This is a genomic window from Pseudorhodoplanes sp., assembly GCF_035565855.1.
GTDB lineage: Bacteria > Pseudomonadota > Alphaproteobacteria > Rhizobiales > Xanthobacteraceae > Pseudorhodoplanes.
The window spans coordinates 1-16,986 of sequence record NZ_DATMRX010000027.1 but is presented as its reverse complement, the minus strand read 5'-3'; the positions used below and the strand labels follow the sequence as shown (position 1 = coordinate 16,986).

The 16,986-nt window shown below is 64.1% G+C and carries 18 protein-coding genes and 1 pseudogene; 12 read left to right on the top strand and 7 right to left on the bottom strand.

Annotation, left to right across the window (positions count from 1 at the left end; genetic code table 11):
• Positions 1-273 (top strand): annotated as a pseudogene (locus tag VN004_RS01475) (DUF2029 domain-containing protein); the annotation flags it as partial.
• 11 nt (positions 274-284) lie between these two features.
• Here the strand turns inward: VN004_RS01475 and VN004_RS01470 are convergent.
• Positions 285-1,787 (bottom strand): NAD(P)/FAD-dependent oxidoreductase, encoded by a 1,503-nt coding sequence (locus tag VN004_RS01470; protein ID WP_325606330.1) that lies wholly within the window; start codon positions 1,785-1,787, stop codon positions 285-287.
• Positions 1,784-2,293, bottom strand: a complete 510-nt coding sequence (locus VN004_RS01465; protein WP_325606329.1) for a GtrA family protein — start codon at positions 2,291-2,293, stop codon at positions 1,784-1,786. Before VN004_RS01465 ends, VN004_RS01470 begins: the two co-directional genes overlap by 4 nt.
• 216 nt (positions 2,294-2,509) lie before the next feature.
• Between VN004_RS01465 and VN004_RS01460 the strand changes: the two genes are divergently transcribed.
• The 5 genes from VN004_RS01460 (at position 2,510) to VN004_RS01440 (ending at position 8,585) form a co-directional block, all read left to right on the top strand.
• Positions 2,510-3,721 carry a glycosyltransferase family 87 protein gene (locus VN004_RS01460; RefSeq protein ID WP_325606328.1) on the top strand — a complete coding sequence of 404 codons (1,212 nt, stop codon included), beginning with the start codon at positions 2,510-2,512 and terminating at the stop codon, positions 3,719-3,721.
• Positions 3,708-4,139: a hypothetical protein gene (locus tag VN004_RS01455; protein ID WP_325606327.1), complete on the top strand. Its 432-nt coding sequence runs from the start codon at positions 3,708-3,710 to the stop codon at positions 4,137-4,139. The genes VN004_RS01460 and VN004_RS01455 overlap by 14 nt, the downstream gene beginning before the upstream one ends.
• Before the next feature lie 78 nt (positions 4,140-4,217).
• Positions 4,218-6,020 carry a B12-binding domain-containing radical SAM protein gene (locus VN004_RS01450; RefSeq protein WP_325606326.1) on the top strand — a complete coding sequence of 601 codons (1,803 nt, stop codon included), beginning with the start codon at positions 4,218-4,220 and terminating at the stop codon, positions 6,018-6,020.
• 44 nt (positions 6,021-6,064) lie between these two features.
• Entirely contained in the window at positions 6,065-7,273 is a 1,209-nt protein-coding gene (locus VN004_RS01445) for a CoA transferase (RefSeq protein WP_325606325.1), read from the top strand.
• A gap of 82 nt (positions 7,274-7,355) precedes the next feature.
• Complete coding sequence (locus VN004_RS01440; RefSeq protein WP_325606324.1) at positions 7,356-8,585, top strand: hypothetical protein; 1,230 nt, start codon at positions 7,356-7,358, stop codon at positions 8,583-8,585.
• 284 nt (positions 8,586-8,869) lie between these two features.
• On the opposite strand, the gene VN004_RS01435 is transcribed toward VN004_RS01440, so the two are convergent.
• Both VN004_RS01435 and VN004_RS01430 read right to left on the bottom strand, forming a co-directional pair.
• Entirely contained in the window at positions 8,870-9,238 is a 369-nt protein-coding gene (locus VN004_RS01435) for a response regulator (protein WP_325606323.1), read from the bottom strand.
• Between the two features lie 137 nt (positions 9,239-9,375).
• The gene (locus VN004_RS01430; RefSeq protein ID WP_325606322.1) at positions 9,376-10,353 is read right to left on the bottom strand and encodes a Bug family tripartite tricarboxylate transporter substrate binding protein; all 978 of its coding nucleotides are present in this window, start codon (positions 10,351-10,353) and stop codon (positions 9,376-9,378) included.
• Positions 10,354-10,504: 151 nt separating this feature from the next.
• Between VN004_RS01430 and VN004_RS01425 the strand changes: the two genes are divergently transcribed.
• From VN004_RS01425 to VN004_RS01410, 4 genes are all read left to right on the top strand, one after another.
• Positions 10,505-11,311 (top strand): aspartate dehydrogenase, encoded by an 807-nt coding sequence (locus VN004_RS01425; RefSeq protein ID WP_325606321.1) that lies wholly within the window; start codon positions 10,505-10,507, stop codon positions 11,309-11,311.
• Positions 11,312-11,328: 17 nt separating this feature from the next.
• Complete coding sequence (gene murI / locus VN004_RS01420) at positions 11,329-12,117, top strand: glutamate racemase (RefSeq protein WP_325606320.1); 789 nt, start codon at positions 11,329-11,331, stop codon at positions 12,115-12,117.
• A gap of 297 nt (positions 12,118-12,414) precedes the next feature.
• On the top strand, positions 12,415-13,032 hold the full coding sequence (rpsD, locus tag VN004_RS01415; protein ID WP_325606319.1) for a 30S ribosomal protein S4: 618 nt from the start codon (positions 12,415-12,417) through the stop codon (positions 13,030-13,032).
• A gap of 149 nt (positions 13,033-13,181) precedes the next feature.
• Complete coding sequence (locus VN004_RS01410; protein WP_325606318.1) at positions 13,182-13,601, top strand: hypothetical protein; 420 nt, start codon at positions 13,182-13,184, stop codon at positions 13,599-13,601.
• Between the two features lie 24 nt (positions 13,602-13,625).
• Here VN004_RS01410 and grxD read toward each other — a convergent pair whose 3' ends face one another.
• Together grxD and VN004_RS01400 are read right to left on the bottom strand one after the other, a co-directional pair.
• Complete coding sequence (gene grxD, locus VN004_RS01405) at positions 13,626-13,964, bottom strand: Grx4 family monothiol glutaredoxin (protein ID WP_325606317.1); 339 nt, start codon at positions 13,962-13,964, stop codon at positions 13,626-13,628.
• Between the two features lie 107 nt (positions 13,965-14,071).
• The gene (locus VN004_RS01400) at positions 14,072-14,308 is read right to left on the bottom strand and encodes a BolA family transcriptional regulator (RefSeq protein WP_325606331.1); all 237 of its coding nucleotides are present in this window, start codon (positions 14,306-14,308) and stop codon (positions 14,072-14,074) included.
• A 202-nt stretch (positions 14,309-14,510) separates the two neighbouring features.
• Between VN004_RS01400 and VN004_RS01395 the strand changes: the two genes are divergently transcribed.
• The gene (locus tag VN004_RS01395) at positions 14,511-15,263 is read left to right on the top strand and encodes a hypothetical protein (protein ID WP_325606316.1); all 753 of its coding nucleotides are present in this window, start codon (positions 14,511-14,513) and stop codon (positions 15,261-15,263) included.
• Between the two features lie 73 nt (positions 15,264-15,336).
• Positions 15,337-16,053 (top strand): cysteine rich repeat-containing protein, encoded by a 717-nt coding sequence (locus VN004_RS01390; RefSeq protein ID WP_325606315.1) that lies wholly within the window; start codon positions 15,337-15,339, stop codon positions 16,051-16,053.
• Positions 16,054-16,055: 2 nt separating this feature from the next.
• Here VN004_RS01390 and VN004_RS01385 read toward each other — a convergent pair.
• Positions 16,056-16,986: AIR synthase-related protein (locus VN004_RS01385; RefSeq protein ID WP_325606314.1), on the bottom strand; the 931-nt coding region annotated here is incomplete at its 5' end.

Sequence of the window (16,986 nt, the reverse complement as noted above, 5' to 3'; positions counted from 1 at the left end):
GCGGGGCTTGCCGTCGGCGTGCTGCTCGCCCCGCCCTATCTCTTCATGTACGACGTCGTCACACTTGCGGTCGCGATGGCCTTCCTGTTCCGGGAGATGCAGGTCAGCGGTCCCCGGCCAGGCGAGATGGCCGCACTCGGCACAGCGCTTCTGCTCGTCCTGATTTTCCCGGTGGTGAAGCTGCCGGTCGGCTTCATCGCAGCGATGATCGTCGCCGTGCTGATCGCAAGACGCGCATTGGCGTCCTGGTTGCCCCGCCTTCGCGAGGCATGACAGAGTTTGCTTTACGACGCCGCCCGCAACCGCTGCGGCACCAGACGCTCGCTCCTCAGCGCCGCCTGCGCGCCCGACACGCCGGCCTCGTGATATTCGGCATCCTCGTTGACGTCCCACACGTCATAGAGGCGCTCGCCCGCGAGGATGTTCCGGGCGGTGAGCATCGCCGTCATCATGGCATGGTCCTGGTTGTTGTATTTGTGCATGCCGTTGCGGCCGATCAGATGCAGCGTCGGGAACGACGTTTCCAGATCGCGCCGGATCATCTCCATGTTGTGACGATAGGCGTCGTCGTAAACCGGATAGGCTTTCGGCTGACGCACCACGCAGGCATCGACCACGTCGCTTTCTTCGACAAGTCCGATCTGCGCAATCTCGCGCTTTGCCAGCGCGACGAGATCGGCATCGCTCGAATCCCACAGCTGGTCGCCCTCGAAGCAGAAATATTCGAGCCCGAGACAGCTCAGCCCCGGCGGCACCATTTCCGGCGACCAGGAGGAGAAATTCTGTACCCGCCCGACCTTAACCTTCGGGTCGTGCACATAGATCCAGTTGTCCGGGAACAGGTTTTCCTTGCGCACCATCAGCGCGACCGTAAGAAAATCGCGATAGCGGAGCGCCCGCGCATGCAGGAGTGAAATGGGCCGTGGTGTCAGGGCTTCGACAAGCTCGCGCACGGGCGCCGAACTGATGACGTGGCTGGCGGTGTAGCGTTCGGTCGTGCCGTCGGCCAGAACCGCTTCCGCCGTCCAGAGGCGACGGCCCGCGTCATAGGACAGTGTCTTCAGCTCCCGGCCCTTGAGCAGCGTCCCGCCCTGCTTCTGGATCTTGCGGGCCGCGGCCTCCCACATCATGCCGGGACCCTTGCGCGGATATTGGAAGCTCTCGATCAGGGTCTTGACCACTTTGCCGCCTGCGGGCTTGCGCCCCGGCAGGCTGCGCATCAGCGCATTCTTGATCGCAACGCCGAGATCGAGCCCCTTGATGCGCTGCGCCGCCCAATCGGCGGAAATCTCGTCGCACGACATGCCCCACACCTTCTCGGTGTAGGTCTTGAAGAAGATCGAGAACAGCTTCTCGCCGAACTGGTTGCGGACCCATTGATGGAAGGTCTTCGGGTCCTTGATCGGATTGATACGCGCATAGCCGTATGACAGCACGCAGGCGGCGCTGCGGATCACGCCGAGATTGATCAACGCCTCGAAGGCGCTCAGCGGATAGGAATAATACTTGCCGCCGTAATAGATGCGCGACAGCCGCGGCCGCTCGATGAAATCGTCGGGCAGGATTTCGCGCCAGAGGTCGACCACTTCCTTCGCCTTGGAGAAGAAGCGGTGGCCGCCGATGTCGAACAGGAAGTCCTTGTAGCGCACGGTCCGGCTGATGCCACCGACATAGACCGGATCCTTCTCGATCACGAGGACCGATGGCATCTCCTTGGTCAGGCAATAGGCGGCGGTGAGACCGGCGGGACCTGCACCGATCACCAGAACGTCTACGTTTCGGGTCATGAATGCTCGCCGCTGCGAATGTTGCGATCGTGGGTCCGCATCACCGGCGCGAAGGCGAACAGCCGGTGACCGTTGTAGGAAATGAGCGCGCTGCAGGCGGCGCCGATAACGATCGCGGCCTGCGGGTGCCGCGACAGCAGCGTCAGGGTGAGGATCGCGAAGATCGCGTAGCTCGTGCCCTGCGCCGCGGCCGTGACGGCGGCGTAGCGCACCGCCTCGCGATGCTGCCGGCGTCCGCTGCGGTCGAAGGTCAGCGCGCGGTTGAGGCGCCACGTCACAAGCGTCGCCAGCGCAAGCGAAACGATCCGTGCGATCAGTCCGGGGATGCCGAGATTGAGGACCAGCGTGAAGCTGCCGAGATCGGTGATCAGCCCGAGGCCGCCGACGCCAAGGAACCGCGCCGGCCGCGGCAATCGCTCCGCGAGCCTTCGGACCGCATCCCGTTCGCTATCGGAGGCAGGATCAAGCGCGTCCCCGCCGCCTGCCGCCATTGCATTGCCGTGCATTTTGACGCCCGTCCCAAATCGGCACCGGCGTGCGCACATCGGACACCGGGCTCCCGGCGCCATCCATCGCAGAGGGAGGTTAAGGCGCGGCTTATCGGCAGGGGCAAATGCCGGGATTTTTCATAGGGTTAAGCAAATCGCGGTTAAGCAAATCGAAAACGCTGGAATCGATAATCCGCCTGCCAACGCGGTGTTCACAGTCACAGGGACGGCCCCATGTCGCTGCAGGCCCTGCCGCTGCCATCACAGCAGGCAAACCGGGACTTGTTCTTCAAGCTCGCCTTCGCCTTCGGCGTTGTGATTGCCGGGCTGGAAATCGGCTATCTCATCAAGTCGCCGTTGCCTTTCGATGCCGCCGGCTATGTCATCGGCCGCGACTTCGTGAATGCATGGCTCGGCGCCAAGGTCGCGCTGTCCGGGGACCCGTCGCCGTATTTCGAATACACCGCCTATCAGCGATTGCTGGCGGAGCATTTCGGACCGAATTATCCGATCCATATCTGGTCCTACCCGCCGCATCTGCTGCTGCTCACCTGGCCGCTTGGGCTGATGCCCTACATGACGGCCTATATCGTCAATTGCGTGCTCGGCCTGATCCTTTACGTGGCGGTCGCGAGCGACGGCTCGCGCAAACCCGAGCATCTTGTCCTCCTCGTGATCGCGCCGGCTGTAACCGTCAACATCTGGTGCGGCCAGAACGGATTCCTGATCGCCGTCCTGCTGATCGGCGCCCTGACGCAAATGGATCGCCGGCCGGTTCTCGCCGGCATCCTGTTCGGATTGCTCAGCATCAAGCCGCAGCTCGGATTGCTGATCCCGCTGATGTTGCTTCTCACCGGGCGCTGGCGGGTGATCGGGTCCGCTGCCGTGACCATCGCGGTGCTCGTTGCCGCGACCGCGATCGCATTCGGGGCGGAGGTCTGGACGACTTACGTCCGCGACGCGCTGCCGATCCAGCGCATCCACACCTTCTCGGGCGTGCAGAATTTCATGCTGCACATGCCGACGCCGTTCATGAATGCGAAGATCGCGGGGCTGCCGATGGCGGCCTGTATCGCCGTCCAGGCGGTGATCGCGGCGGCCACGCTCGCCGCGGTGGTCTGGACCTTCTGGCGGCGGCGCGATCCAACTCTGTCGATGGCGCTGTTCGTGACCGCGATCTTCACGGTCACGCCCTACGCCTTCAATTACGATATGGTGGTGTTCGGCTGGGTGATCGTCAAATTGATGGACCGTGCCGACAACGAGCCGCTCGACTATGCCTTGATGCTTGCGGTATGGGCCACCCCGGCGCTGACGGTCGTACTCGGCATGACCGGTTTCCTGCCGATCTCGAGTCTGGCGCTGATCCTGTTTGGCGCGCGGCTCTGGTGGCGGATGGCGCATAAGCCTGGTTTCGGCAAGGAGCGATTCGATGAGGCTGCGTAGCGCGATTTACGGTCTTGTGGCCGGGCTTGTTCTGATCGCGCCTGTTGCAGCGCAAACGAACCTTGGCCGCGACATGAAGCTGGAGGACGCCGGCTTCAAGATGCGGGAGGCGAATACACCGGAGAAGATGGCGCGGCTGCGCTCGATTCCGCCGCTCAAGTTCGTACCGCACCGGAAAAACGGCATGCGCTACTATGTCTATGCCGATCCGGTGACATGCCGATGCGCCTTTGTCGGCGACGAGAATGCGATGAAGACCTACCGCAACATGGTGGCGCCGCCGCGCCCGAGCGGCCTGCCGGGGGTCGGCGATATCGGCCGCGATACCGGAGGCATCAATCTCGAAAACGAGATACAGACCGAGATGAACGACGAAAGCGGGACGAATTTCGACGATATTTTCCACCCCGGCTTCTGACCGGAGTTCCGGCTTTCCGCGTCATTTATCGACAATTATGCCTTGCGCGGGCCTGAAATTGCAGGTCCACTGGCTCGCATGGCATCGACCCATGCAGCCACGATGAATGTGGCGCCCGCTTCTTCCGCGATCGCGGCGGCGGCGAAACGGCGGTTCAGGATCGTTCTGATCAAGCCGTCTCACTATGACGCCGATGGCTATGTCATCCAATGGTGGCGTTCCACCATTCCCTCGAACAGTCTGGCGAGCGTGTACGGCCTTTTGCGCGAATGCGCCGATGCGCGAACGCTCGGGGACGATGTCGATCTCGACATCGAGGCGATGGACGAATGCAACACAGTCGTCGATGTCAAAAGAATCGTTCGCGATATCGGCGGCGCCGACGGCGGCTTTGTCGGGCTGGTCGGTGTCCAGTCAAATCAATATCCCCGTGCGCTCGACCTCGCGCGACAATTCCGCAAGCAGGGCATCCGCGTTGCCATCGGCGGCTTCCATGTCAGCGGCGTGATCTCCATGCTGCCCGACCTCACGCCGGAATTGCGCGAGGCGCTCGATCTGGGGGTCGTGCTTTACGCCGGCGAGGCCGAAGGCCGCATGGCCGACTTCCTGCGTGACATGGCGTCCGGACAGGCCACGGGCATCTACAATCACCTGAAGGACTCGCCCAGCATGGAAGCGGCGACCTTCCCGATCCTGCCGCGCGAGGTCGTGACGCGGGTCGCCGGGCATTATGCGAGTTTCGACGCCGGCCGCGGCTGCCCGTTCCAGTGCAGCTTCTGCACCATCATCAATGTGCAGGGCCGCAAGTCGCGCTACCGCACCGCCGACGACGTCGAAGGCATCGTGCGCGCCAATGCCAAGCAGAACATCACCCGGTTCTTCATCACCGACGACAATTACGCCCGCAATCGCAACTGGGAGCCGATCCTCGATCGGTTGATCCAGTTGCGCGAACAGGAAGGGTTCAAGATCCGCCTCCTCCTGCAGGTGGACACGCTCTGCCACAAGATTCCGGGCTTCATCGAGAAGGCGGCTCGCGCAGGCTGCACCGCCGTGTTCATCGGTCTTGAGAACATCAATCCGCAATCGCTCGCCGGCGCCAAGAAGCGGCAAAACAAGATCTGGGAATATCAGGAGATGTTCCACGCCTGGCGCAAGGCCAAGGTGATGACCTTCGCCGGTTACATTCTGGGCTTCCCGACCGATACGCCGGATTCGATCGCGCGCGACATCGAGATCATCAAGAAGGAATTGCCGGTCGACATTCTCGAATTCTTCTACCTGACGCCGCTGCCGGGTTCGGAGGATCACAAGAACCTCCACGTCAAGGGCATTCCGGTGGATCCCGATCTCAACAAATACGATCTCGAACACGCCTGCACCGCGCATCCGATCATGTCGAAGGAGACCTGGGAGGATGTCTATCGCAGCGCATGGACGCGCTATTACAGCGACGAGCATGTCGAGACCATCATGCGGCGCGCGGCCGCGACCGGCCTCAACAAGACCAAGGTGATCGACGGGATCACGCTGTTCTCCGGCGCTTCGCGGATCGAGGGCGTGCATCCCCTGCAATTCGGATTCGTGCGGCGCAAGATCCGCACCCAGCGCCGCCACGGCATGAAGATCGTCAACCCGCTGATCTTCTATCCATGGCGGGCCTATGACTTCACCAAAGTCGCCGTCGAATGGATCAAGCTGGTCCGCAAGTATCGCAAGATCGTCAAGCGCGTCTATGCGGACCCGCATGCGAGCGAATACACCGACCACGCCATGGACCCGCCCGGCGGGCACAATGCGCCGATGTCGGATTTCGTGAAGACCTATGCCGACAAGATCCCGCAGACACACGGCGCGCCGGTACGCGAGGCGGTCATCTAGGACCCCGTTGCACGGCGCGCGCTGCGCGCGATAAAGCTTCCGGCATGACCGACCGCACGCCCCCGACCGGCCCGTTGTCCGGTATTCGCATCCTCGACCTGACCAGCGTCATTCTCGGCCCCTACGCCACGCAGATCCTTGCGGATTTCGGCGCCGACGTCATCAAGGTGGAATCGCCCGCGGGCGACATCATGCGTCATGTCGGCCCGATGCGGAACAAGGCGATGGGGCACATCTATCTCAACCTCAATCGCAACAAGCGTTCGGTCGCCCTCGACCTGAAACAGGAAGGCGCGCGGCATGCATTGCGCACGCTCGCCACAACCGCCGACGTATTCGTCACCAATGTCCGCCCCGCGGCCATGGCGCGCCTCGGGCTCGGCTATGACGACATCCGCGCGATCAACCCCCGCGTCATTTATGCGAGTGCGACCGGGTTCGGCGCCGGCGGACGCTATGCCGGAAAACCCGCCTATGACGATCTCATCCAGGGGCTGTCGGGAATCGCCGCGATCGCGCCCGATGCCTGGGGTGGCGAGCCGCGCTACATGCCGATTGCCATCGCAGACCGCACCACCGGGCTTTATCTCGCCAATGCGATCTCGGCCGCCTTGTTTCATCGCGAGCGCACAGGCCAGGGCCAGGCGATCGAAATCCCGATGTTCGAGGTGTTCGTCGAATATCTCCTCGGCGATCACCTCTCCGGCCTGACTTTCGATCCGCCCGAGGGGCCGCAATATTATCCGCGGCTGGTGTCGCCGCACCGCAAGCCTTACGCCACCAAGGATGGCTATGTCTGCGCACTCGTCTACACCGACACGCACTGGAAGAATTTCTTCAAGGCGATCGGGCGCGAAGACCTGCTCACCGACCCGCGCTTTTCCACCCATGGCGGGCGCGCCGACAATATCGACGAGGTCTATGCCTTCGTCGCCGACACGCTGAAGACGCGCACCACGGCCGAATGGGTCAAGACGCTCGATGCGGCCGACATCCCGGTCGCGCCGCTGCACGACATCGCAAGCCTGTTCGATGACCCGCATCTGAAGGACACCGGATTTTTCCGCTTCGTCGATCATCCGACCGAAGGCCGGCTGCGAATGACGAATGTGCCGGGCACGTGGTCGGAATCACAACCCGCGGTGCGCAGCCTGCCGCCCAATCTCGGGCAGCATACCGCGGAGATCTTGCGCGAGGCGGGCCTGTCCGAGGCGGAAATCGCCGCTGCGACAGGCGTCGCGAGCGCAGGGTAAATCACAATCCGGGTACCCTTGCAGCAGCCCGGCATTCCGGATCAAATGGCAGGTGATTACCTGTAGAGTGAGGGGGTTGGTTATGCGCGCGCGTTATTCTGCGTGTCTTGCAGCGGGTCTTGGTCTTGCTGTTCTGACAGCGGCGGGTTCGATGTCGTCCGGCGCACACGCAGCGGGAACCGAAGCGCCGGCCTCGTTCAATGCCGGCAAGATTCCGGGCATCAAGGCTGTCGGCCCCAATTACACCATCACCAATCCGGTCCGCAGCGACGGCTTCCTGCGCGTCTACAACGTGCGTTCGCCTTACGGCAATTTCACCGTGGTCAGCGACGCGATGATGCAGGTGCGCATCCGCGAACTCGCGGCCGTCGCCGAACTCGACAAGCTCACCGAGTCGAACGAATTCAACAGCGCGCTCGCGCAGGCCGGGCTTGCGCCGGTGAAGTTCGCGGGCGAACTCCTCGTCAATCCGGTCGAGGCGCTGGGCAATACCTTCGCGGGCATCGGCAACCAGATCGGTCAGATCGGGTCCGGCATCAACAATGCCGGCAAGTCGCAGGACCAGGCGTTCGGCGGTTTCGGAGCCGACCAGAAGCGGCGTGAGCTCGCTGCGAAACTCGGCGTCGATCCCTATACCGATTACGAGCCGCTTCAGGCGCGCCTGCAGAAGCTGTCGCAGGCAGCGGCAGCTGGCGGGCTCGTGGTGACCGGCGCGATGATGGCGATCCCCGGCGCCGTCGGCATCGTGGTGTCGAATGTCGGCACATCGAGCCGGGTCAAGGATTCGCTACGCGATCGCACCGCCGCGCAGCTCATGGATATGAACCGCGAGAAAATGATGGCGATGGGGCTCGATCGCGGCACCGCGGACGCCCTCCTCCAGAATCGCAACTACACCCCGCTCGACATGACCTCGATGGTGTCGTCGCTCGAGGTCGTGCCGGTCCCCGGACGCGCCGAATTCCTGCGCCGCGCCGTCAACGTCAAGCGCCGTGACGCCGCCGTGTTCAACCGGCGCTACACCGAAATGGTCGCGGACTATCATCTCAAGAACCGGTCGATCGTCAGCTTCGTGTCGGCCGCCGAGTTTCCGTTCAATCAGACCGCCGACGGCACCGTCGTCGGCATCTGGCCGGTCGATGCGCTGTCGTGGACGGATGGCACCAGTCGCGCTCTGACCAGCGCCGCGAGCGCGATCCGGTCCAATCGGCTGGGACGCCCTGCCTTGCGCATCTCGGGTCAGGCGACGCCGAACGCCAAGGAAGGCCTGCGCGAGCTGGGCTTCACGGTCGCGGAGAATGCGCGGCGGTAGAGCTGTGACCCGCGAGGTTACCGCGCGGATGCACAGCTGCGCATCCGAGTCGCGTCGCGGGAGTCAAGCGCCGGTCCGCAGATAAAGGACTCGCCCTCCGCAGGCAGAATCGCGATTCATGGCGATCTGTCGAATGCACCCGCAAGGAGCGGCTATGCTGCCTTTGTCCCGACCGCTCTTCGACCAGCGCGCCGCGCAGCTGATGACGCTGTGCGTCGCCGCCGCATTGCTGAGCGCGACGATGGTCGTGGTTGCCGTTCTCGCCGCCTAGCGAACGAAGCGGATCACGGCAGCATCTTGTCGATGGCCGCTTTCAGACCATCGATATCGAACGGCTTGCCCAGAAATCCGATGGGCCCGAAATCCTTGAGCCGCCCGGACACCTCGGCCTGATCCTCGCCGCTCGCAACAATCAGCGGCAAGGCTGCGTGCGTCTGCCTGATCTCGCGGACGAGATCGTCGCCGCGCTTGTCGGGCAGGCCAAGATCGAGAAGAACCAGCGCGTAACCTTCGTCTGCGGAACGCAGCAGCTCCAGGGCTTCCGCAGCGGTACCCGCTTCGTCCGCCTCGCGTCCGAGATCGAGCAGCATGTCGACCGCAAGCATGCGGATCAACACCTCGTCTTCAACGACGAGCACCCGTTCCGAACTCATGTCCCCTCGCCTCAGCGTCTGCGAACGTCCGCACGTCGCGTGCGAAGGTTCCCATTCTTCGCCCGATCCCGCAACCGGGACCGGGCCCAACTGCGGCGGACGAACCGTCCGCCGCCATTCGTTACGCCCGCTCGGGGCTACATCTGCGCGCCGCTCTTGAGGATCGGCTCACTCCACTTCGCGATTTCCTCTTTCACGAACTTGGCAAGATATTCCGGCGAGCGGCGGTCGGGCGTCACGATCATCGCACCAAGCGTCGCGAGCCGCTCTTTCACCGCCGGAGTGTCCATCGCCTGGTTCGCGGCATCGGCGAGCTTCTTGACGATCGGAGCCGGCGTGTCTTTCGGCAGGAAGAGCGCATTCCAGGTATAGGCTTCCATGCCCTTGGTGCCCTGTTCTTCCGCGGTCGCCAGGTTCGGCAGCGCCGGCGATCGATCCTTGGTCATGATCGCGATCGCCTTGACGGTCCCGCCATCGATCTGCGGCTTCGCGGTCGAGATGATCTCGCACAGGAAGTCGATGCGTCCGCCCTGCAGGTCCTGCATCGCCGGACCCGTGCCCTTGTAGGGGACATGGGTGATGTCGGTGCCCATCACCATGTTCGCGACAACGCAGCCGAGATGCGTGGCCGATCCCGCGCCCGCCGAGCCGTATGTCATCTTGCTCGCGTTGGCCCTGGAATATTCGATGAACTCCTTGAGGTTGTTCGCCGGGAAATCCTTGCGCGCGATCAGCGCGATCGGCACTTCCGCGATCAGCGCGACCGGCGTGAAATCGTTCGCGGCATCGTAGAGCGGCTTCTTTGCGAGCGTCTGGCTCTGCGCGTGGGTGCCGACGGTGCCGAGAACCATGGTGTAGCCGTCGGGTGTGGCCTGCTCGACCCGCTTGGAGCCGGTCTGCCCGCCGGCGCCGCCGACATTCTCAACCACCACTTGCTGACCGAGGATTTCGCTCATGCGGCCGGCGAGGACCCGCCCCAGCACGTCCGTCGGACCACCCGCCGCGAACGGAATGATCATGGTGATCGGACGTGACGGATAGTCCTGCGCCGATGCGGAGCCCGATGCGAAGGCAAGACTCGCGGCGGCAGCCATCAAGACGATTTTTTTGAGCATGCAGTCCTCCCTGATTCATCGGCAGACTTGTTTATCGGCAGACTTGTTTTATCGGCAGACTTGCCCATGCCCCTTGCCCGGGTCAAGCCGAAGCTTGTGGGCGGGGTGGCGCGGACGTAAACACCCGAGCTGAACGGGAGATCCACACCAGATGCCGGACATTCGCGTCGCCATTGCCGGGCTCGGCGCCATCGGGCGCATGCTCGCCCGCAAGCTGAATGCGGGCATGCCGGGGCTGAAACTGGCCTGCGCCGCTGCCGGCGACCGCGCCAAGGCGCAGGCCTTTCTCAATGCCGAAGGCATCACCTGCCCGATCGTTCCGCTGTCGGATTTCCCGGCCCATGCCGACATCGCCGTCGAATGTGCGCCGGCGGCCATCATCGAGGACATTTGCCGGCCCATGCTGGAGGCCGGGAAAACCGTCGTCGTCCTGAGTTGCGGCGCCCTCCTGCCGCGCCCGCATCTGCCGGAACTCGCCAAGGAGAAAGGCGGAAAAATCATCGTCCCGACCGGAGCGCTGCTCGGTCTCGACGCGGTCGTCGCGGCGGCCGAGGGCAATATCACCTCGGTGCAAATGACCACGCGCAAACCCCCAGCCGGGCTGAAGGGCGCGCCGTATCTTGAGCAGAACAACATCTCGGTCGACGGGCTGACGCAGGCCAAACGCGTGTTTTCCGGATCGGCGCGCGAGGCCGCGGCCGGGTTCCCGGCCAATGTCAACGTGGCGGCCGCTCTCTCGCTCGCGGGGATCGGTCCGGATCGAACCCGGATCGATATCTGGGCGGACCCCGCCGTCACGCGCAACTGCCACGATATCGAAGTCGAAGCCGATTCCGCGCGCTTTCGCATGTCGATCGAGAACGTGCCGTCCGACAATCCGAAGACCGGCCGGATCGTCGCGCTGTCCGTGCTCGCCGCCTTGCGCAAGCTGGGCGCACCGCTCAGCGTCGGGACCTGACTGCAGGGAAGGCGTGCTTGACGTCCAGGGTCCCAACCATCCTTGTGTTCGATTCCGGTCTCGGTGGGCTTACGGTCTTCCGGGAGATCGTGGCGCTGCGACCGGATGCGCGTTTCGTCTACGTGGCGGACGATGCCGGCTTTCCCTATGGCCGGCGGCCGGAAGACGAACTGAGTGCGCGCGTCGTGGACCTGATGGGATCGCTCATCGCCGCGCACCAGCCGGACATCGTGGTGATCGCCTGCAATACCGCCTCGACCCTCGTTCTCGCACAATTGCGCGCGCGCTTCACGGTGCCCTTTGTCGGGACCGTTCCCGCGATCAAGCCGGCCTGCGCGGCGTCGCAGACCCGGCTCGTTTCGGTCCTCGGCACCGAAGCGACGGTCGCCCGTGAATACACCAAGAAACTGATCGCCGATTTCGGTCAGGGCTGCGAGGTGACCCTTGTCGGCTCGCGTTATCTCGCGGTGCTGGCGGAGGATCATCTGCGCGGTGAAGTCGTGCATGATGCCGACATCGCCGAGGAGATCGCGCCCTGCTTCGTCATGCGCGACGGCCTGCGCACCGACACCGTGGTGCTGGCCTGCACGCATTACCCTCTCCTCGATGCACAGATCGCGCGGCTCGCGCCCTGGCCTATCTCCCTGATCGATCCAGCCGCCGCGATCGCGCGCCGCGTGGTCGAGCTGGTCGGACGCGGCCAAACGGATGCCCCGCCGGCGCAGGGCCGCATCGTCTTCACCTCCGGCCGGGAGCCGCCCCCGCCGCTTGCACAGGCCCTCGTCAGCTTCCGGTTGGTATGCTGAACCGTCGCACAGACGACGCAGACGAGCCAATCAGATGTACCGGGCAGTTCTTTCGGGTGCCTTTGCGCTGCTGGCCTCGTCTCGTGCGGCGTTGGAACAAGCCGTTTCTGATTGACTTCGGGAGCACCGCCCCCTACAAGGCAGCCGCGGTTCGGGGGCCTGACGGCCCCCGTTCCTCGTTTCGCGACCCGTGGTTCCGGCCATCCGCTTTGGCCGAAAGGACCTGTCGGTTCCGGGGACCTCCCCGGCACAGAGGAGGGCGCGTTTCCTCAACTTCGGTCAATTCAAGAGGACGCGATGACCAAGCGCAATGAAGCAAAGTACAAACTCGACCGCCGTATGGGCGAGAACGTCTGGGGCCGGCCCAAGAGCCCGGTCAACCGGCGTGAATATGGCCCCGGCCAGCATGGCCAGCGGCGCAAGGGCAAGCTGTCCGACTATGGCGTGCAGCTGCGCGCCAAGCAGAAGCTCAAGGGCTATTACGGCGACGTGTCGGAGAAGCAATTCCGCGCGATCTATACCGAGGCGATCCGTCTGCGCGGCGACAGCGGCGCGAACCTGATCGGCCTCCTCGAGCGGCGCCTTGACGCTGTGGTCTATCGCGCCAAGTTCGTGCCGACGATCTTCGCGGCCCGGCAATTCGTCAACCACGGCCACATCAAGGTGAACGGCCGCCGGGTCAACATTCCGAGCTACAAGGTCAAGGTCGGCGACGTCATCGAGGTGAAGGACAAGTCCAAGGAAATGGCGCTGGTGATCGAGGCCCAGTCCCTCGCCGAGCGCGACGTTCCGGACTATATCGAGGTCGACGAGGGCAAGAAGACCGCGAAATTCCTGCGCATCCCGACGCTCGCCGAGGTGCCCTACCCGGTTCAGATGGAACCGCATCTCGTCGTCGAATTCTATTCGCGCTGACGTTTCACGTTCATCGCAAGAAACAAAGGCCGCCCTCACGGGCGGCCTTTTCATTTTTCTCACACGCATGCGTGAAGGCGCTCAAGGTGGCGCGTTCCGCCGCGCGCATTTAGCATGCGGCCGATCGATTGAACGACGTCCGGTGCCGAATGCAGTGTGAGCTGATCCGCGCAGCTTTTGTCATCTCAGCCTTGTCGATGCAGGCGCTTCCCGCAGCCGCCGGTGGCGTCTTTCTGGACGTGCCGATGACCCGCGTGTTCGCGTGTCAGGGCGCGGATGCGGCGGTGGAGATCTACGTTCCGCAATCGGTGCTGCAGAAACGCAATGTCGAAACACTGGGCCTCGGCCGCACGGTGAACGGCCTCTCTATTGTCCAATCGGCCGGCGCGCAGAAGCAAAAGGTCATCGAGCCGGTGCGCCTGCGCTCGACGCGCGACAACGCCATCACCGTTGAGCGATTTCTGCACAAGGGAATGAAGCCGATCGCCATCCCGATGGCCGGCGGCAGGCTCGATTTCGATCAGCGCGCCGGAAGCAAGGTGACGTGCGAGCCGTTCCGGCAATCCTGATTAAGGAATGGCTCGCTGGAAGCGTCAGGCGATCGCCTTGCCCTGAACCGCGAGACCCTTTTCGAGCATCAGGCTCTGCAGCTCGCCGGCCTGGAACATCTCGCGCACGATATCGCAGCCACCGACAAACTCGCCCTTCACGTAGAGCTGCGGGATGGTCGGCCATTGCGAATATTGCTTGATGCCTTCGCGCAATTCGCCGGATTCAAGCACGTTGACACCCTTGTAGGGCACCTGGAGGTAATCGAGGATCTGCACGACCTGACCGGAAAACCCGCATTGCGGGAATTGCGGCGTGCCCTTCATGAAGAGCACCACGTCGTTGGACTTCACCTCGTTGTCGATGAACTGGTTGATGCTCATGGGATATCCGGGTCCTTGAAGCGTGTTGCCGGCACGGATGCGCGGCCGGGCTGATTTTCCAAATATAGTGGGGCGGCCGAGCCCGCAACAGCCGCCGGCCGACTTTGTCAGTGCTCTGGTACGCCCGTCTGCAGCGCCAGCGCATGGAGCGCGCCGCCCATCTGCCCCTTCAGGGCCTGGTAGACCAGCTGGTGCTGCTGAACCCGCGACTTGCCCCGGAAGCTCTCCGAAAGCACCGTCGCCGCGTAATGATCCCCGTCACCGGCGAGGTCGCGGATCGAAACCTCGGCATCCGGGATATGGGCCTTGATCAGCCGCTCGATTTCGGCGGCATCCATCGGCATTTTGGCAAACTCCTCGATTTCGCGGCGGCTCGATTTCGCGGCGGACAGCTTACGCCATGTCGACCGCGCGGATAGAATAGAAATATGGTGATTTGCCGAGAGTAACAAACATCCCGGCATGAACGCCATCATGGCTGACGCCAACCGCGAGGACGTCTATTCTGTGACCCGAGGAACGAGGCCCAGGACAAGGATGCGGAACGTGCTGTCCAGAAACAAATTGCTGACATGCGTCATCTGCGCAGCTGCGCTGTCACTCACCGTCGCGAGAGCGGAGGCGCAGTTTTTCCCCTTCTTCCAGCAACAACAGCAGGCGCCGCAGCCTGCGCCGCAGCCTCAGCAATCGCGCCCGGCCCAGCCGCCGAGGCAGCAGGCCGCCCCTGTGCGCCGGACCCAGCCTCCGGCCCAGCAACAACAGCAGAAGGCGAGCGCGCCCGCCCAGAAGCCGGCGACGCAGAAGGCGCCCCCGCCCGGCACCGCGGCCATTCCGTTCCCGGAAGTCCGCACCGCCTGCCATGCTGAAATCCGGACCACCTGTGCCGGCGTCGTTCCCGGCAGCGCCGAGTCGGTGCAATGCCTGCGGCCGAATTTTGCGGTTCATACCCCGCCCTGTCAGGCGGCGCTGACCAGAGCCGCGACGGTGGCCGCGCCGGCCTCGGGCGTCGCCGTCGAAGCGAAACCGAGCGAGCCTGCTGGTACCGCCAGTGCGCCCCGTATTGTCTCCACCGACCGGATCACGCAGCCGGAGGGCCTCAAGGAATCCGCGGCCCCCGATCTGAAGCTGCCGGCGATGCGCCCGACGCAGGAGGCGCGCTGGGTCAATCGCAATTGCCGCGAAGATCATTCCTTGCTCTGCCAGGGTGTCGCCTTCGGCCAGAGCCGCGTCCTGAAATGCCTGTTGTCCCACCACGGCTCGCTGACGAAAACCTGCAAGGCCGCATTGGCCAAGCGTTAAGCGGCGCGCATTAGCATCATCAATTTTCCGGCGGTCGCATCGTGCGACCGCGCTTCAATGGAGTCCGGAAGACATGAAACCTTGGCATGGTCCGATGCTGGCGGGTTTCGCGCTGCTGTTCGCGTCAACGCTGGTTCACGCACAGACGCCGAGCAAGGCGCAGCAGGACGCCCTCCGCAGCAACTGCCGGTCCGATTTCATGCGCAATTGCTCGAGCGTCACGCCCGGTGGTCGCGAGGCGCTGGAATGCCTCATGCAGAACAAGGCGAAGGTGTCGAGCGGCTGTCAGAATGCCTTGAATGTGATTTCGGCCCCGGCCGCTGCGAAGCCTGAGCCCAAGGCCGAACCCAAGCCCGAGCCGAAGGCCGCCACGCCGGCGAAGACCGAGCCTGCTGCAGCGCCGGCGGCAACGGCTCCGACAGCGCCGCACACGCCGTCCGCCTCAGCCCCTGCAACGCCAGCGCCAACCGCGCCGACCGCCAAGAAGCCCGCCAAGCCGGTCAAGGCTGCCGCGCCGTCGCGTCCGCAGGCTGCACCCCCCGCTCCGCCGGCAGCCGCCGCGCCCGCTCCGGCCGCCGTGACGGCGGCTCCGCCGCCTCCGGTCACGCATCAGCCGAAGCTCGGCGAGGCCATTCTGATCCGCCGCTTCTGCACCATCGACTTCAAGGTGTTGTGCAAGGGCGTGCAGATCGGTCAGGGCCGCGCGGTGCAATGCCTTGTCAATAATGCGGCCGCCCTCTCACCCGGCTGTCGCCAGGCAATGCTGCAGACCGGAGAATTGAGTCAGTAGGATCAGAGCTCGCCGGCCATGTAGGCCGGGAGCCACGATTCGAAGCGCTGCGTCAGATCGGTTACCGGGACCGGTGGTTCGCCGCCAAGCGTCAGCGCCTGGCCGCCGACGGTCCCGATCCGCCTTGCGGCAACACCGGCGACGGCCGCGGCTTCGATCACAGCCTCAAGCTGATCGGGCCGGACCGTGACCACATAGCGCGCCTGATCTTCACCGAACCAGAAGGCGTGCGCCGGAACCTCGTCCGGCTTGTCCAGCGTCGCGCCCCGTCCCGATGCCATGGCCATCTCGGCAAGCGCCACGGCTAGACCGCCATCGGACAGATCGTGCACGGCGGTCACGCGCCCTTCGCCGATCAACTTCCGCACCAATTCGGCGTGACGCCGTTCGAGCGCGAGATCGACCGGCGGCGGCGCCCCCTCCTCGCGCCCGCAAATCTCACGCAGATAGATCGACTGGCCGAGCCAGCCCGCCGTTGCGCCGATCAGCACGATCGCGTCGCCGTCGCTCTTGAATGCAAGACTCGCCGACTTCGTAAAGTCGGAAAGGACGCCAACGCCGCCGATGGTCGGCGTCGGCAAGATCGCGCGGCCATTGGTCTCGTTGTAGAGCGACACGTTGCCGGACACGACCGGGAAGTCGAGCGCCTTGCACGCCGCGGAGATGCCGCGCACGCAGCCGACAAACTGGCCCATGATCTCGGGCCGCTCCGGATTGCCAAAATTCAGGTTGTCGGTGATCGCGAGCGGTGTCGCTCCGACCGCGGAGAGATTGCGATAGGCTTCCGCCACTGCCTGCTTGCCGCCCTCGAACGGATCGGCCTCGCAATAACGCGGCGTCACATCGCAGGTCATCGCAAGGCCCTTCGGACCGTCCTCGACGCGCACCACCGCGGCGTCGCCACCCGGCCGCTGCACGGTATTGCCGCCGATG

Coding starts and splice junctions, on each gene's coding strand:
- VN004_RS01410 (WP_325606318.1), top strand. CDS start 13,182: ATGCAGTGTGAGCTGATCCGCGCAGCTTTTGTCATCTCAGCCTTGTCG.
- VN004_RS01455 (WP_325606327.1), top strand. CDS start 3,708: ATGAGGCTGCGTAGCGCGATTTACGGTCTTGTGGCCGGGCTTGTTCTG.
- rpsD (WP_325606319.1), top strand. CDS start 12,415: ATGACCAAGCGCAATGAAGCAAAGTACAAACTCGACCGCCGTATGGGC.
- VN004_RS01445 (WP_325606325.1), top strand. CDS start 6,065: ATGACCGACCGCACGCCCCCGACCGGCCCGTTGTCCGGTATTCGCATC.
- VN004_RS01440 (WP_325606324.1), top strand. CDS start 7,356: ATGCGCGCGCGTTATTCTGCGTGTCTTGCAGCGGGTCTTGGTCTTGCT.
- VN004_RS01465 (WP_325606329.1), bottom strand. CDS start 2,293: ATGCACGGCAATGCAATGGCGGCAGGCGGCGGGGACGCGCTTGATCCT.
- VN004_RS01390 (WP_325606315.1), top strand. CDS start 15,337: ATGAAACCTTGGCATGGTCCGATGCTGGCGGGTTTCGCGCTGCTGTTC.
- VN004_RS01400 (WP_325606331.1), bottom strand. CDS start 14,308: ATGCCGATGGATGCCGCCGAAATCGAGCGGCTGATCAAGGCCCATATC.
- VN004_RS01430 (WP_325606322.1), bottom strand. CDS start 10,353: ATGCTCAAAAAAATCGTCTTGATGGCTGCCGCCGCGAGTCTTGCCTTC.
- VN004_RS01460 (WP_325606328.1), top strand. CDS start 2,510: ATGTCGCTGCAGGCCCTGCCGCTGCCATCACAGCAGGCAAACCGGGAC.
- VN004_RS01470 (WP_325606330.1), bottom strand. CDS start 1,787: ATGACCCGAAACGTAGACGTTCTGGTGATCGGTGCAGGTCCCGCCGGT.
- VN004_RS01450 (WP_325606326.1), top strand. CDS start 4,218: ATGGCATCGACCCATGCAGCCACGATGAATGTGGCGCCCGCTTCTTCC.
- grxD (WP_325606317.1), bottom strand. CDS start 13,964: ATGAGCATCAACCAGTTCATCGACAACGAGGTGAAGTCCAACGACGTG.
- VN004_RS01435 (WP_325606323.1), bottom strand. CDS start 9,238: ATGAGTTCGGAACGGGTGCTCGTCGTTGAAGACGAGGTGTTGATCCGC.
- VN004_RS01425 (WP_325606321.1), top strand. CDS start 10,505: ATGCCGGACATTCGCGTCGCCATTGCCGGGCTCGGCGCCATCGGGCGC.